The sequence below is a fragment of the Phyllobacterium sp. genome, from assembly GCF_037994405.1.
Lineage (GTDB): Bacteria > Pseudomonadota > Alphaproteobacteria > Rhizobiales > Rhizobiaceae > Phyllobacterium.
This window is the reverse complement of the sequence record NZ_JBBNAN010000449.1, coordinates 37,595-53,152: the sequence shown is the minus strand read 5'-3', so window position 1 is coordinate 53,152 and position 15,558 is coordinate 37,595. Positions and strand designations below refer to the sequence as shown.

The following is a 15,558-nucleotide window of genomic DNA, read 5'->3' as shown; positions in this document are numbered from 1 at the left end:
GGTTTCAGCAGGATCAGCGAACCAACCCGACATCGCACCGCCTCGAAATCGATGACGTGAGTGCATTCACCTCGAGTGACCAAAATGAGCATATGGAACTCAATACAATGCACACGGGAGAGATGGGTTTTCCCGGTTCGCTGCTTGAGATCAAACATGGAGACAATTTCGACACCGAAGGGATAAGAGCCCGAGGGATCATACTTACGATGCTCAATATTGGAGCCGCGATGAAGGGCCACAGATTTGTCCATTATTTACCATGCTGGGGCATGGATTGACCATAGAAAATGCATCAGATGTGCATATAACTACCATTCGATGAAGTCATCCGAAACTACGGCCGCTAATGCAGTGAGGTTCCTGAAAGATGGCTCCCGCCGCCCCTGCCCATGGGACGCCTGTCGAATGGGCGAGATATGCAACGGCCCTTGAACATCGATATCAAAGATAGGGACAAACTTGCGAAACCTTCGACTTCTTGACTTGTTACGCCGCGATCGCGGCGCCATCGAAAATCACCTGATCGACGGCTTGGTCGATGGCCGCATTGGTCGCCGCGAATTCCTGCGTCATGGCAGCGTGCTCGGTTTGTCGTTGCCACTACTCGGTCAGATCGGGTTCGCCGCGGGTCTCAGCTTCACGCCCTCGCTCGCTCGTGCCGAAGGGGCGCCGGGCGCAACCATCAAGGTCGCCTGCAGCACGCCGACGGGCGCGATAGATCCTGTGACGGTCCCCGATGTTGGTGGCCTTGTCATGATCAGTCAGACGGGCGAGTTCCTCTGCATGGACGGTCAGGACCTCGTGCTCAGGCCGATGCTTGCGGAGTCGTGGTCCTCAGATGAGAAGGGCCTTGTTTGGACCTTCAAGCTTCGTCGAGGCGTCAAATTCCACTCGGGCGCAGAAATGACGGCTGATGATGTCGTTGCATCGATCGATCGTCTCGCCAATCCAAAGAATCCATCAAACGCGCTTTCGGTATTTGCCGGCGTGCTTTCCAAGGGCGGGACCAGGAAGGTGGACGATCATACTGTCGCCTTCCATCTTGATGCGCAGAACGGCAATTTCCCCTATCTGGTTTCTTCCGATAATTACAATGCCATCATCCTGCCAGCCTACGCTGGCGATTTCGAAATGGACTTCGTCGGTACCGGGCCGTTCAAGCTTGAGACCTACACGCCAAAAGTTGGCGCGACTTTCGTGCGCAATGAAGAGTATTGGGGTGAAAAAGCGCTTCCGGCTAGGACTGAGTTCGTTTTCTTCGACGATGTCCAGCCGCAGATCATCGCGCTACAGGCTGGCGAGGTCGACGTCGTCAACCAATTGCCTGTGCTTGCATCGGTAAGCCTCATGACCAATCCCGACGTCGCGATGTTGAGCATCAAGTCGGCGACACATTATCAGGTTCACATGCGCACCGATGTGGAGCCTTTCAAGGATCCGCGTGTGAGACGTGCTGTTGTACTTGCTATCGATCGCCAGAAGCTCGTTAAAGGCTTGCGCCGCGGGCTTGCGACTCTTGGAAACGACAGCCCTTTCGCGCCGGTATATCCGTCGACGGACGCGTCGGTCCCTCAGAGAGCCCAGGATCTCTCCCACGCAAAGGAATTGCTCGCCGCTGCTGGTTGGAAAACGGGTACCAAGGTCACACTGACCACCCAGCGTTTTCAGGATATTCCTGAGTATGCCGAGTTGATTCAGAACGCCGTCAAGGAAATTGGCATCGAGATGGATCTCAACATTATTGATTCCGCCGCCTATTATGGCGATGCGGTCTACGGCAAGTCGCAGTGGCTGGATTCGCCCATGGGGATTACGGACTATGGTCACCGCGGGGTGCCGAATGTCTACCTGACCGCTCCCTTGAAAAGCGACGGCACCTGGAACTCGGCGCACTTCAAGAACAAGTCGTATGACCAACTCGTAGCTGGTTATATCGGTGCGCTCGATCCCGATGCGCAGAAGGCCGAAGCCGGCAAAATCCAGAAACTGCTGCTCGAAGAGACGCCGGTGATTTTTGGTTACTTCCTGGACTATCTCGGTGCGACCAGAAAGGATGTTTCCGGTGTCAGCCTGACGGCGATGGGGCAAATCTTTCTCGATCGCGCTTCCAAGGGGTAATTTGATCGACGCACGCAAAATAGCCATGCGTGGAATGCGCTAGGTCGGGCGTGTGCCCGATGCTCGATACCTCGCGTCGCACGCTCGCAATTAAGGAACGAAACTGATGACCACACCATCACATCTTAGGCCTCTTGCCCTCATGGCGATTCTCGCCTCCGTCGGCGGGATGGCGACAGGCCAGCCTGCGCGCGCCCAGGGCGAAGCGACGCCGGCGGTCATTTGCAAACAAAAGGCGCTCCCCGCCAACGCGATTGAAGCCAACAAACGGCTAATGAACCGATTTGTCGACTTCATTAACACCGCGGACGAAAAAATGGCCGAGGAACTTGTTTCAAAGCAGGCGATTTTCTACGTGCCGGGTCGCCCCGATCCCGTCAAAGGTCCTGAAGGCTACATGGCCATTATCCAAATGATGCGCAGCGGCTTCCCGGACATTCATTGGAAACTGGAAGAAGCGGTCGTCGAACCCAACAAGGTCGCTGCCCGGTTCATGATGTATGGCACGCACAAAGGAACCTTTTTTGGCGTACCTGCCACCGGAAAGCAGATCGCCGTTCAGGCGCTGAACATCTATCACTTGTGCGATGGCCAGATCGTACAGGAATATGGTCAGCCCGATTTACTCGGCTTGATGCAGCAGATCGGTGCCTTGCCTCATTAAGTGGCCGCGGGCTTCGGCGCGCATGAGTTTGGCCGCCACCTAAAGTAACGGAGCCATGGAGCCAGTTCATGACTATGATGAAAGCCGTTGTTATCCACCAGGCCGGTCCCCCCGAGGTTCTGAAGATCGAACAACGCCCCGTACCGGCGGCAAGGGACGGTTGGGTCCTTATCCGTGTTGGGGCTTTCGGGTTGAATCGATCTGAACTTTTCACTCGGCAGGGCCATTCTCCCAGTGTCGCCTTCCCGCGAATCCTCGGCATCGAGGCTGTCGGCACTGTCGTTGAAGCTCCAGGGGGAGAGTTCGCCGAGGGAGAAGTCGTCGCCTCGGCCATGGGTGGCATGGGCCGTGCATTCGATGGCGGTTATGCCGAATTCACCTTGGTGCCCGCCGCAAACGTCATGCGCTTGAAAACCGACCTCGCCTGGGAAGTTCTCGGATCCCTACCCGAGATGGTGCAGACCGCTTGGGGTGCGCTTGAAAGCGCGCTGCATATCAAGACTGGGGAAACCTTTCTGATCCGCGGTGGGACCACATCGGTAGGCCTAACGGCCGCCATTCTCGCAAAGCGTCGCGGATTGCGTGTTGTCGCCACCACCCGGCGCGGTGATCGGCGCGAGATGCTCTTGGCGAACGGTGCCGATCATGTGGTGATCGACACGGGCGAGATAGCGAAAGCAGTGCGGAACATCTATCCCAACGGCGTTCACAAGGTGCTTGAACTCGTCGGCACCACGACATTGACTGATAGCCTTGGCTGTGCCGCTAAAGGCGGCGCGGTCTGCATGGCTGGCATGGTCGGCGATGCATGGGAATACGAGCGGTTCAGTCCGATGGATGTAATTCCGTCGACGGTGAACCTGACGACCTATTCCGGCGGCGCAGACGATTTTGTGTCCACTCCCCTGCAGGAGATCATCGAAGAAGTCGAGGCGGGCCGATTCAAGCCGCCCATCGGCAAGATCTTCGGTATCGACGACATCGTCGAGGCTCACAGCGAAATGGAAGAGGACACGGCCGGTGGCAAGATCGTTATCGTGACGTGATCACGGGCAAGGGGTGGAGCCAAAAATGCGACGTCGGGCTCTACTTGGCTGGTACGAGCAGGCGATGGCTACCGTCTTGAGGCTCCAGGCCGAACAGCTTGAATACAATTAATAGTGGGTTAGCCAGCATCAATAAGTCGCTGGAGGCAAGCGGCCGGCTGGCAAACCCGCGCTACAAGCCCGTCGACAGCAATGACCTGATGCCAAAGGTCGATGAAATCCTGTATTATGCCAATGAGGTCTCACAATCAGACAGCTAATAGGTCCTAACCCTAGGCCTTATACAGATACTGCTTGATGGACTCCGGCTTCATTTCGATTGAGAAGCCTGGAAGAGATGGCGGCATATAGGCGGCATTCCTGATATCGCATGGATCGACGAAATGTTCGTGCAGGTGATCGACATATTCGATCACCCTGCCCTCTTTCGTGCCCGAGACCGCCACATAGTCAATCATCGACAGGTGCTGCACATATTCGCACAGGCCAACACCGCCTGCATGCGGCCAGACGGGCAGATCGTACTTCGCCGCAATCAACAGCACCGCCAGCACCTCATTCAGTCCGCCCATGCGGCAGGAATCAATCTGCACGACATCGATGGCGCCTTCGGCGATGAACTGCTTGAACATGATGCGGTTCTGGCACATCTCGCCGGTGGCAACTTTCACCGGGCTGATAGCCTGGCGAATCTTGCGATGGCCGGCGACGTCATCAGGGCTCGTGGGTTCTTCGATGAAGAACGGCTTGACGAAAACAAGCTGCTTCACCCAGTCGATCGCCTCATTGACTTCCCAAACCTGATTGGCATCGATCATCAGGATGCGATCCGGTCCGATCACCTCACGGGCGATCGTTAGGCGGCGAATATCGTCTTCAAGGTCACGGCCGACTTTCATCTTGATATGGTTGAAGCCCGAATCCACCGCTTCCTGGCAAAGGCGGCGCAACTTTTCATCAGAATAACCAAGCCAGCCGGCCGAGGTCGTATAGCAGGGATAGCCTTCTGCCTTCAGCGTCGCGATCCGTTCCTTCTTGCCGTTCTCGGCCTTGCGCAGGATCGCCAGCGCTTCATCGCGCGTCAGGACATCGGTCAGATAGCGGAAATCGACGATGTTGACGATCTCCTCCGGCGTCATCTCACCGACAAGCTGCCAGACTGGCTTCTTCGCTTCCTTCGCAAACAGGTCCCACACCGCATTGACCACGGCGCCGGTGGCAAGATGCATTGCGCCCTTGTCCGGACCAATCCAGCGCAACTGGCTATCGCCGGTAATGAAATGCCAGAAGCGGCCTGGGTTTTCCTTGATCCAATCCAGCTCAAGGCCAATGACGAGATGCTTCATCGCTTCGATCGCGAGGCAGCAGATTTCGTTGCCGCGCCCGATGGTAAAGGTAAGGCCGTGACCGGCAAGACCATCCGCATCCGTGTCTAGGACGACATAGGCCGCCGAATAATCCGGATCCGGATTCATCGCATCCGACCCGTCGAGGCCTTGCGAAGTAGGAAAGCGGATGTCAAAAACGCGAAGATCGGTGATGCGGGTCACAATATGCCTCATGTATATGTTGTTAAGGTGCGGCGCGCTTAAATGTCGGCGCGCGTCACCTGTTTCTGGGTGCCCAGGCCTTCAATGCCGAGTTCGACAACATCGCCAGCCTTGAGATAACGCGGCGGCTTCATGCCCATTCCAACGCCGGGAGGTGTGCCGGTGGAGATGATGTCACCGGGCTGCAGGCTCATGAACTGGCTGAGATAGGAGACAAGGAAGGCAACGCCGTAGACCATGGTTTTGGTCGAGCCATTCTGCATGGTTTCGCCGTTCACCGTCAGCCACATGGCAAGGTTTTGCGGGTCGGCAACCTCATCCTTGGTGACCAGCCATGGGCCGGTCGGGCCGAACGTGTCGCAGCTCTTGCCCTTGGTCCACTGACCGGCACGCTCGGTCTGGAATGCGCGCTCGCTGACGTCATGCACAGTGCAGTAGCCTGCCACATAATCCAGCGCCTCGGCCTCAGTCACATATTTCGCGGTTCGGCCAATCACGACACCAAGCTCGACTTCCCAATCGGTCTTCTCTGCACCGCGCGGAATGACCAGATCGTCATTTGGACCGACGATTGCCGATGTCGCCTTCATGAAGATGACCGGTTCGGGCGGAACGGCCATGCCGGATTCCGCAGCATGATCCGCATAATTAAGGCCGATGCAGATGAATTTGCCGATGCCCGTTATACACGGTCCAAGACGCCGATTGCCGCTGACAACAGGCAGGCTCTCGACGTCCAGGTCGCCGAGCTTGGCCAGCGCATCCGGATCGAGCACCGCGCCAGAAAGATCGCCCACCTTGCCAGACAGATCGCGGATTTGCCCCTTGGCATCGAGAACGCCCGGATTCTCCTGTCCCGGCTCGCCAAAGCGTAGAAACTTCATTGTCTATTCCTTCCAAGTATTTGGAGACTCAAACCGTCCAGCCGCCATCAATGTTATAGGCCTGACCCGTGGTATAGGTTGCGCCTGCAAGATAGACGGCAAGGTCAGCGATTTCTTCCGGCAAGCCAAGACGGCCCATGGGCTGACGCGCGATGAAGGCAGCGCGCGCCGCCTCATAGTCGCCACCAGCGCGCATGCGCTGCTCTAGCGACGGACTCTCGACCGTGCCGGGGCAGATCGCATTGCAGCGGATACCCTGCGTGATGTAATCGGCCGCGACCGCCTTGGTGAGCCCAAGAACCGCAGCTTTGGTTACACCATAGGCGAAGCGGTTCGGTACGCCCTTCACGCTGCTGGCAACCGAGGACATGTTGATGATCGCACCATCCCTGCGCTCGATCATGCCCGGCAGAACCGCCCTTATGGTGCGGATCATGGCGCGGACATTAAGATCGAGCGCAAAATCCAGATCCGCGTCGGGCATTTCCAGAATTGAGCCGCCATGGACGAACCCGGCGCAGTTGAACAGGACATCAATCGCGCCAATCTCGCTCATCACCTGATTGACTTCATCGGTCTTAAGCACATCGAGCTTGCGCGGCTGGATGCCGGCGTCCTTCGGCAGCGCGTCGAGCAACTGCTGGTTGATATCCGTCGCATGAACAATCGCGCCTTCGCGTGCAAAAGCTAGAGCCGACGCCCGGCCGATACCCTGCCCTGCTGCTGTAATCAGAACGCGCTTGCCTTCAAGCTTACCAGTCATTTCAAATCTCCATTCGACATTTCACAACGCCAGTCATGCACCTTGTGAGACCTTTTGAGAACCCAGCCTGATGCGGCAGATGGTGTGGTTTTCGAGAACCGGAGCGCAGTGGACATTTTCGTCCATGAGCACCGGAAGCGTAGAAAATCGCATCAGATGCCCGTCAGGGTGGAGTTATCAAAGGTCTATCAGTATTGCGCTCGGCAATCAGAATATGATCGGCAGCGAGGACCACCTCGTCGCGTTGATTGATGACCTCGCAGCGCTCGACCACGCGGCCACTCTCCGGACGTTTCGGATCGTCTTCCTTGGCGCTGATGGTGACGCGCGTGCGGATTGTATCGCCGATGAAAACCGGCCTGACGAAACGCAGCCGGTCATAGCCATAGGAAAATGCTACCGGATTGATCAGACTTGCCGTCAGGCCGACGCCGATGGAGAAGATCATCGTGCCATGGGCGACACGCTGGCCGAATGGTGTCGTCTTGGCGAATTCCGCATCCATATGATGGGGGAAGAAATCGCCCGTATGGCCGGCATGGACGACGAAATCTGTCTCAGTTATCGTGCGGCCCGTCGTTACCCGCACATGCCCGAGCTCATAGTCTTCGAAATAGATTGATCGTTCCGACATTCAGGCCTCCGGCTTCTTTGCGAGTGGCGTTGCCGGCGCCGCACTGGATTGGTAAGCGGCCTCGACCAGCGCCATGGTGTGCCAGGCGTCCTCGACAGAACTCACCAGCTCTGTATCCTCGCCACTGGCGAAGCGCTGCAGATTGGCCATGCGCCCGACAAAGGCATCGGGGAACCACGCTCCCTTCAGCGGAACATTGATCCAATCGGAACCGCCCTTCGGATAGATCATCAGCTCGTCGGGTTCGCCGCGCGGATAGTCGAGATTGACGCCGAGTTTCACATAGGCCGCGCCTTCCGTGCCGCCGATACGGAACTCGCACGCCTGAAACTTGCGGCCGAACTTGTGGTCGTGATTGACCGACAGCGAACAGCGCACCCTGTCGCCATAATCCAGGATTGCACTCGTCCGCGTCTGCGCCACCTTGTGGCCAGGGTGGCCGAGCGTCTTGGCATGCACGCCCAGTGGATTGCCGAGGATTTGCCGGATGAGATCGACATAATGGATCGAATGCATGGCGATTTCGACACGTGGCAGGTCGGAAAGGAAGGGCCAAAGCGACCACGGTGTATCGAGCGCCAGCCAGGCATCGAAGTCGATCACTTCGCCGAGCCAGCCTTGTGCGATCGCATCCTTGAGGGCCAGCATCATCGGCGCAAAACGCAATTGGAAGTTCGCCGCGGCCGTAATATTGCGATCGCGGCAAATCCGCAAAATTTCAGACGCTTCCCTTAGGTCGCTGCCCATTGGCTTCTGGATCAGCGCAAACGAGCCTGCCGGTAAGGCTTTTAGAATATCGGCATGACGCGCTGGCGGCGTCGCAAGATCAAAAATCGCGTTCTCCACCGCAGCAGCCTCAGCGGCTGAAGCATAGACTGTTGCGCCCCACTCTTCGGCCAGTTTCCGCGCTTTGGCCAGATCCGGATCGAACAGTCCGGCGATCGGGAAGCCGCCCTTGCGATAGGCCGGATAATGCGCGTCGCCGACAATGCTGCCAGCACCGAAGGTCACGATCGGTCGTGGCTTCGCCGGTAAGGGCCAGCTCTGCTGCAGGGATGCGGGATCAAAACTCATAACAATTCCTCATCAGTCGAGATGGAAGACTTCTTCCATCATCGCCCACCACTCACTTGCCGCGCGGGATTCCAGCGGTACCTGGCATGGCATGCACACAGCCCACCATTCCTTGTTCTTCGGATTGGTCGCCATCTTCGCCATGTCGGCGTCGAAGTCCGTGCCGTGATATTCCCATGTGCCGAACAGGATGTTCTCAGGTTCGCGCAGGAAGATCGTGTAGTTTCGGATATTGCAACTCGAAATGAGCTCGAGGATTTCCGGCCATACAGCCGCGTGCAGGCGCTTGTATTCGGCAACCTTGTCAGCGTTCAGCCCGACCATCATCCCCATACGCTGCATCGCATCAGCTCCGTATCTCGGTGGTGAACTCATCGATGCTGCGTGCCTTGACCGCACCCCAGTCCCAGTCGATACCGATGCCCGGTTGCGAAGGCGCGATGGCATAGCCATTTTCGATGCGCATCTGCGTCTGGGTGAGATCATCGAGCTGCGGGATATATTCGACATATTTGCCGTTCTGCACGGCACAGGTAAGGCTGACATGCAGCTCCATGAGGAAATGCGGGCAGACAGGAATGTCGAAGGTCTCGGCGGTATGCGCCACCTTCAGCCAAGGCGTGATGCCGCCAATGCGCCCGACATCGACCTGTACGATAGAGCAAGCCCGCTTTTGCATATATTCGCGGAAATGCCGGATGGAATAGAGCGACTCGCCAATGGCGATCGGCGTTTGCGTCGCCGCTGAAAGACGCACATGCCCGTCAATATCATCGGCGGGCAGCGGCTCTTCCAGCCAGGCCAGATCGACATCGCGCAAGACCTGCGAGCGGCGAATGGCCTCGTCCAGCGTAAAGCCCTGATTGGCGTCGGTCATGATCTCGAAACCCGAACCGACCGCATCGCGCACAGCCGACAAACGGTCCAGATCCTCAGATCCGTGCGGGCGACCGATCTTGACCTTGGCACCCTTGAAGCTTTTGGCCTTCGCCTGCAGTGCATCGTCAACCAGCGCCTGCTTTTCAATATGCAGCCAGCCGCCTTCTGTCGTATAGAGCGGGCAGCGATCCCTTGCCCCACCTGCGAGTTTCCACAATGGCAGGTTCTGCTTCTTCGCACGCAAATCCCAGAGCGCCGTATCGACAGCGGCAAGTGCAATCGCCGTGATTGCACCAATGGTCGTCGCATGGGTGGCGAATTCGAGGTCGCGCCAAATCGCTTCGATCTGATCCGCGTCCTTGCCAAGCAGGCGCGGAGCCAGATGATCGGAGAGCAACCGCATCACAGAAGATCCGCCCGTGCCGATCGTATAGCTATAGCCGGCGCCCACCGCACCATCGCTGTCAGTGATCGTGACGATCGGGGTTTCCTGGCTGACAAAACTCTGGATCGCATCGGTGCGCAGCACTTTCGGCGGCAGGTCAACCATGCGCAGTTCGACTCTTTCAATCTTTGCCATGGCTTTAACTCCGCAAGGTTTTACCGGTCTCGGGCGAGAACAGGTGCGCCTGTGACAGGTCGAAACTGAATTTTACCATTTCGCCCGCGCCTATGGGACGCGGATTGAGCATGCGCGACACCCATTCGCGCTGTGCCATGGTGACAAAGAGCAGCGTCTCATTGCCAAGCGGCTCGGTGATCGCAACGGGAAGCTCCATCTCGTGGACATCGGTGGCCTCTCCGGAATTCAAGCCATGACCGGTCGGGTAAATATCGTCTGGGCGCAGGCCGAAGATGACCTTGCCGCCCGCCGCAACCTTGCTGCGAAATTCGATCGGCAGCGGCAGGCTCTGCCCCCCAGCAAACATCAACTTGCCATCGGCGACCGTCGCCTCATTCAGGTTCATTGGCGGCGAACCAATGAAACCGGCGACGAAGCGCGTAGCCGGGCGCTTGAACACTTCTTCCGGCGTGCCGACCTGTTCGATATGACCATCGCGCATGATGACGATGCGGTCGGACAACGTCATCGCCTCCACCTGATCATGCGTCACATAGATCATTGTCGATTGTACCTTGGCGTGCAGGCGCTTGATCTCGGTGCGGACCTGCGTGCGCAGTTTCGCGTCGAGGTTGGATAGTGGTTCGTCGAACAGGAACACATCCGGCTTGCGCACGATCGCGCGCCCCATCGCCACGCGCTGGCGCTGGCCGCCGGAAAGCTGCGACGGGCGCCGGTCCATATACTTGTCCAGATCGAGAATTGCGGCGGCTTCGTTCACACGCGTGTCGATCTCGCTTTGTGCGACTTTGCCGATCTTCAGCGAGAACCCCATGTTTTCGCGCACGGTCATGTGCGGATAGAGAGCATAGGACTGGAACACCATCGAGATATTGCGGGCGCGCGGCGGCAGGTCATTTACCGGCTTGCCGCCAATTTCGATAACGCCGTCGCTGATATCCTCGAGCCCGGCGATCATACGCAGCGTCGTCGATTTGCCGCAGCCGGACGGGCCGACCAGCGCGATGAACTCGCGATCCTTGACGTCGAGGTCGATGCCATGGACCACATCGACATTGCCATAGCGCTTGACCAGCTTTTTCAGTGTTACGGGAGCCATGGATTAACCTTTCACCGCGCCGAACGTCAGTCCGGACACGAGATGCTTTTGGATGATGAAAGTAAGTGTGAGTGCCGGAATGATCATGACGACGGCCAGCGCGCACATGCCGCGCCAGTCGATGGTGAACTCCGACGTGTAGTCGAGAAGACCGACGGGCAGCGTCTTCGAATTCACCGAACGGGTGATCTGCGATGCCAGCGCATATTCATTCCAGGAAGTGAGGAAGGCAAAAATACCTGCCGAGGCGATACCAGGCCCGGCCAGCGGAAACTCCACCTGCCAGAACGCCTGCCAGCGCGTGCACCCATCGATCTGTGCGGCTTCCGCCAGATCCTTCGGCACCTGGCGGAAGAAACCATCGATCAGCCAGATCGTGAACGGCACGTTGAGTGCCACATAGATGAGGATCATCGCGAAATGCGTATCGATGATGCCGACCCGGGCGAAGATCATGAACAGCGGCAGTGAAAGAGCGATACCCGGGACGGCGCGTGTCAGCATGAAGCCAAGGAAGATTCCGGACTTGCCCTTGAACTTGTAGCGGGCAAACGCATAGCCGCCGGCCATACCAATGATGAGCGCGATGATTGTCGAGGTGATCGAGATGATCAGCGAGTTGCGGAAATACTCCCAGACAGGGATGCCGCCTTGCCCGGCGCCACCAAACATGGCGCGGTAGGCATCAAGGGAGACGTCCTGCGGTATCCACACCGGCGGCTTTGCCATGATCTCGACTGTCGGCCGCAGCGAACTGAGAACAATCCACAGACCCGGCAGGCAGATGACCAGCATCGCCAGGAATAGTCCAATGAGGTGCAGGACTTTCAGGCCACGGCGTTTGAGACGGTGAGAACTATTCTGGTCCATCTTACCACTCCGCTCCGATTTGCTGGCGGGCGGCCGCAAGCTTTCTGAAGAAATATACGGTGAACAGGATCGACAAAAGGATGGAGATATAGGCCATCGCATTGGCAAGGCCCATGCGTGCATCGCTATAGGCCGTCCTTCCGACCAGCGTCCATAGAAGCTCGGTTCGCTTGGCAGGCCCGCCATCGGTCATGATCTTCACGATGTCATAGGCGCGTGCCACGTCGAGCGAACGGATCGTCATGGCTATGAAGGCGAATGGCATCAGATAGGGCCAAGTCACGTAGCGGAATGTCTGCCACGGCGTGCAGCCGTCAACTCGCGCCGCTTCCACGGGCTCCTGCGGCATGGCAAGCAGCCCGGCCAGGATCAGAATGGCGAAGACGGCGGTTGACGACCAGATTTCGGCAATGATGATCGAAAACAGCGCCAGGTTGCCATCGATGAGCCATGGGATGGCGCTTGTCGTGAGACCCAGTGACTGCAGCGCATTGTTGACGAAGCCGATATTGTCGTTGAACAGGAACTTGAACTGGAAGCCGACAAGCACCGGCGAGAACATCATCGGAAACATCATCAGCGTGCGCAGGATGCGCTGGCCGCGCGTCGCCTTGTTGACCAGCATGGCAAGTCCCAGCCCGAGAAACATTTCGGCGTTCAGCGCGATGGTCAACAACAGGACCGTCCGGCCGAAAGCAGTCCAGAATTCGAGATTGGCCAAGACACTGACATAATTGCGAAAGCCGATGAAGACCCAGATCGACTCAGGCTTGGTCAGCCGGAACGGCGTGAAGCTGGAATAGAGCGAAAACACCAGCGGCAACACGATGACCGCAGCAAGAACGACAATGGCGGGCAGCAGCAGGAGCGTTGGCGCTGATAACTTGGGAAATTTCATCTGAAATATTGGCCTTTGATCTCTGCTTTGCCGCCTCTCCACCCTCCCCTTGTGGGGAGGGAGGCCGCGGAGCAGCCGGGAGGGGACCTGTTTTATTTCTTATTGATCAGCCGTGCTGGTCACAAAAATGCTTCTCCCCGGACCTGCCGTCCGTCCCTCCCCACTGTGGGGAGGGGAGGAGGAGGTGACGATTCCATCAAAGCTTGCCGGCGTCCTGCAGGATTTCGGTCGCCTTTTTGGCGGCGGTGTCGAGTGCCTCCTTCGACGTCTTGTCGCCGAGAATGGCCGCCTGCAGCTCCGGATAGACCGCATTGGAAATCTCGATCCACTCGGCAAGCGGCGGAACCGGGAATGCATTCTTCGCTTCTTCCTGGAAGGCGTTGAGGACTTCGGTCTTGTAGGGATCGCCCTTCGCCTGCTCGATGTCCCAGGCCCAGACGGCGGTACGCGTTGGCAAAGGCCCGGCTTTGGCTTCGAGCTTCTGGCTGTCCTCATTGGTCAGCCACCAGACGAGGGAGGCGGCCGCATCCTTGTGGGCGCAGGCTTCCGTCACCGAGAAGCCATGATGGCCGGACCAGCCTGTCCGCTTGCCTGAAGAGCCCGCCGGCGCGACCTTCACGCCGACATTGCCGGCAACCTTCGACGATTTCGGATCATTGAAGAAGCTGGCCCAGCCCGGCCAGTCCAGATTGATGGCGATGGAACCTGACGCGAAGCCCTGGCCAAGATCATCCCAGAGATAATTGGTCGTGCCAGCCGGAACGGCCTTGGCCTTGTAGAGATTGACGAACCAGTCAAGCGCCTTGATACCGGCTTCCGAATTGAACGCGGGCTTGCCTTTAGCGTCGATATATTCACCGCCCTCCGCAAGCACCATTTCATAGAAACGGCCATTGATCGCCTCTTCCTTGCCGGCAAACTGCGTGCCGTAGAAATCCGGCGCCTTGGTGAAGAACATCGCCTGGTCGGTGACCTGCTGCCAGGTGTCCGGCGGGGTCAGATCGTAGCCGTACTTCTCCTTAAAGGCTTTCTTGTTGCCCTCGTCCTCATAGAGGCTCTTCTGATAATAAAGCGCCGACACGTCGAACTGTGCGCGCGGCAGCATGATCAGCTTGCCATCAAGGGTCGACGATTTGATGTTGGTCGGGACGAACGCAGCAATCTCTTCGGCCGGTATAATCTTGTTCAGGTCGGTATAGATGCCCGGGTATTGCGGGGCGAAGGACGAATGATTCGAGCCGACACACCAGTTGAGGCTGCCCGAGGCAATGTCCGACTTGATCTCCTTGTCGAGTTCGAAGTGATTCTTCTTCGACAGGATATTGACCTTGGCGCCGGTAAGTTTTTCCCATTCGCCGATGCGCTCGTAGAGCGGCTCGTATTGCTGGCCGCCAATAAGCTTGGCGTCAATCGTCACGCCTTCGAATTTTCCCGGCAGATCTGCCGCAAAGGCAGCTTGCGCGCTGAGAATTGCAATCACGCCAGCTGAAACACTGGCCAACAGGTTCTTCATTGAAAATTCCTCCCCTTGGCGAGCACCGATCCTGGTTCTCGCAATTTTGAATACCCACATATGGGCGTTTCATTCATATACAAACATTAATAGACTTGACCGTCAAGCAAGGAAACTGCTTTCCTACGAATATGATCTTCGTATATGCATACGCGTTGAGGGGGAGATCCACATGACAGAAGAAGACGACAGCGACCGGTATCGCGCCCCGGCGCTCGATAAGGGACTGGATATTCTGGAACTTCTTTCCGGTATCGACGGCGGCCTGACCCAGGCGGAAATCGCCAAGTTTCTTGGCCGCAGTCCCAATGAATTCTATCGCATGCTCGACCGATTGGTGCGCCGCGGCTATGTCACGCGGCTTGAAGGCGACCGCTATTCACTGACATTGAAGCTGTTCGGCCTGGCTCAACTGCACGCTCCTGTTCGACGCCTCGCCTCCTATGCGACGCCGTTGATGCGCGACCTTGCCGTCCTCTCGAAACAGGCCAATCAGCTCAGTGTCTTTGACCGCGGCGCAGCGGTCGTGATCGCCCAGCAGGAAGCGCCCGACTATTGGGGCATTTCGATCCGGGTGGGCTCACATATCAGCCTTTTCAACACTGGGTCCGGCCATGTCCTGCTGGCTTTTCGCTCTGACGAAGAACGAGCCCTGATGATCGCCGAATCCGAAAAACGTGCCGACGATGTTGCGGAGCCGCCGGATTTCCGCGAGCGCCTGAACCAGATCCGCGAACGCGGCTATGAGATCATGCCTAGCGCGCAAACCGCTGGTGTATTCAACGTCTCGGCACCTGTCCTTGGACCTGACGGAAGAGCCATTGCGGCACTGACCTGTCCTTATATTCAGCTGCTCAACATTCCTGATGCGCCGGGTGTCGATGATGCACGCAAGATGCTCGTTGCTACTGCGCAAAAACTCTCGCAACTCGCCGGCGCCGACGTCATTCATTCGAGCGTTCTTCGCCAAGCTTGAACGG

General features: G+C 57.6%; 16 protein-coding genes. 4 read left to right on the top strand and 12 right to left on the bottom strand.

All coding sequences use genetic code 11. From position 1 onward, the window contains the following. A partial coding sequence (locus AAAC48_RS24760) for an AraC family ligand binding domain-containing protein (protein WP_340656742.1) occupies positions 1-254 on the bottom strand: 254 nt, incomplete at its 3' end. 232 nt (positions 255-486) lie between these two features. Here AAAC48_RS24760 and AAAC48_RS24755 point away from each other — a divergent pair. From AAAC48_RS24755 to AAAC48_RS24745, 3 genes are all read left to right on the top strand, one after another. After that, positions 487-2,121, top strand: a complete 1,635-nt coding sequence (locus tag AAAC48_RS24755; protein ID WP_340656741.1) for an ABC transporter substrate-binding protein — start codon at positions 487-489, stop codon at positions 2,119-2,121. A 106-nt stretch (positions 2,122-2,227) separates the two neighbouring features. Next, positions 2,228-2,785: an ester cyclase gene (locus AAAC48_RS24750; RefSeq protein ID WP_340656740.1), complete on the top strand. Its 558-nt coding sequence runs from the start codon at positions 2,228-2,230 to the stop codon at positions 2,783-2,785. 68 nt (positions 2,786-2,853) lie between these two features. Continuing rightward, entirely contained in the window at positions 2,854-3,831 is a 978-nt protein-coding gene (locus AAAC48_RS24745; RefSeq protein WP_340656739.1) for a zinc-binding alcohol dehydrogenase family protein, read from the top strand. Positions 3,832-4,103: 272 nt separating this feature from the next. Here the strand turns inward: AAAC48_RS24745 and AAAC48_RS24740 are convergent, their stop codons facing one another. The 11 genes from AAAC48_RS24740 to AAAC48_RS24690 form a co-directional block, all read right to left on the bottom strand. Continuing rightward, positions 4,104-5,381: an L-fuconate dehydratase gene (locus AAAC48_RS24740; protein ID WP_340656738.1), complete on the bottom strand. Its 1,278-nt coding sequence runs from the start codon at positions 5,379-5,381 to the stop codon at positions 4,104-4,106. A gap of 38 nt (positions 5,382-5,419) precedes the next feature. After that, complete coding sequence (locus AAAC48_RS24735) at positions 5,420-6,265, bottom strand: fumarylacetoacetate hydrolase family protein (RefSeq protein ID WP_340656737.1); 846 nt, start codon at positions 6,263-6,265, stop codon at positions 5,420-5,422. A 28-nt stretch (positions 6,266-6,293) separates the two neighbouring features. After that, on the bottom strand, positions 6,294-7,028 hold the full coding sequence (locus AAAC48_RS24730) for an SDR family oxidoreductase (RefSeq protein ID WP_340656736.1): 735 nt from the start codon (positions 7,026-7,028) through the stop codon (positions 6,294-6,296). A 163-nt stretch (positions 7,029-7,191) separates the two neighbouring features. Then, complete coding sequence (locus tag AAAC48_RS24725) at positions 7,192-7,662, bottom strand: MaoC/PaaZ C-terminal domain-containing protein (RefSeq protein WP_340656735.1); 471 nt, start codon at positions 7,660-7,662, stop codon at positions 7,192-7,194. Further along, complete coding sequence (locus AAAC48_RS24720; RefSeq protein ID WP_340656743.1) at positions 7,663-8,742, bottom strand: Gfo/Idh/MocA family oxidoreductase; 1,080 nt, start codon at positions 8,740-8,742, stop codon at positions 7,663-7,665. A gap of 6 nt (positions 8,743-8,748) precedes the next feature. Then, the gene (locus AAAC48_RS24715; RefSeq protein WP_340656734.1) at positions 8,749-9,078 is read right to left on the bottom strand and encodes an L-rhamnose mutarotase; all 330 of its coding nucleotides are present in this window, start codon (positions 9,076-9,078) and stop codon (positions 8,749-8,751) included. 4 nt (positions 9,079-9,082) lie between these two features. Then, on the bottom strand, positions 9,083-10,195 hold the full coding sequence (locus AAAC48_RS24710; RefSeq protein ID WP_340656733.1) for a mandelate racemase/muconate lactonizing enzyme family protein: 1,113 nt from the start codon (positions 10,193-10,195) through the stop codon (positions 9,083-9,085). Between the two features lie 4 nt (positions 10,196-10,199). Continuing rightward, entirely contained in the window at positions 10,200-11,297 is a 1,098-nt protein-coding gene (ugpC, locus tag AAAC48_RS24705; RefSeq protein WP_340656732.1) for a sn-glycerol-3-phosphate ABC transporter ATP-binding protein UgpC, read from the bottom strand. 3 nt (positions 11,298-11,300) lie between these two features. Beyond that, positions 11,301-12,167, bottom strand: coding sequence for a carbohydrate ABC transporter permease (locus tag AAAC48_RS24700; RefSeq protein ID WP_340656731.1), 867 nt, complete (start codon positions 12,165-12,167; stop codon positions 11,301-11,303). Between the two features lies 1 nt (position 12,168). After that, positions 12,169-13,065 carry a sugar ABC transporter permease gene (locus AAAC48_RS24695; RefSeq protein ID WP_340656730.1) on the bottom strand — a complete coding sequence of 299 codons (897 nt, stop codon included), beginning with the start codon at positions 13,063-13,065 and terminating at the stop codon, positions 12,169-12,171. A gap of 196 nt (positions 13,066-13,261) precedes the next feature. Next, complete coding sequence (locus AAAC48_RS24690; RefSeq protein WP_340656729.1) at positions 13,262-14,578, bottom strand: sugar ABC transporter substrate-binding protein; 1,317 nt, start codon at positions 14,576-14,578, stop codon at positions 13,262-13,264. Between the two features lie 172 nt (positions 14,579-14,750). Here AAAC48_RS24690 and AAAC48_RS24685 point away from each other — a divergent pair, with 172 nt between their 5' ends. Further along, positions 14,751-15,554, top strand: a complete 804-nt coding sequence (locus AAAC48_RS24685) for an IclR family transcriptional regulator (RefSeq protein ID WP_340656728.1) — start codon at positions 14,751-14,753, stop codon at positions 15,552-15,554. The last annotated feature ends 4 nt before the right edge of the window (positions 15,555-15,558 follow it).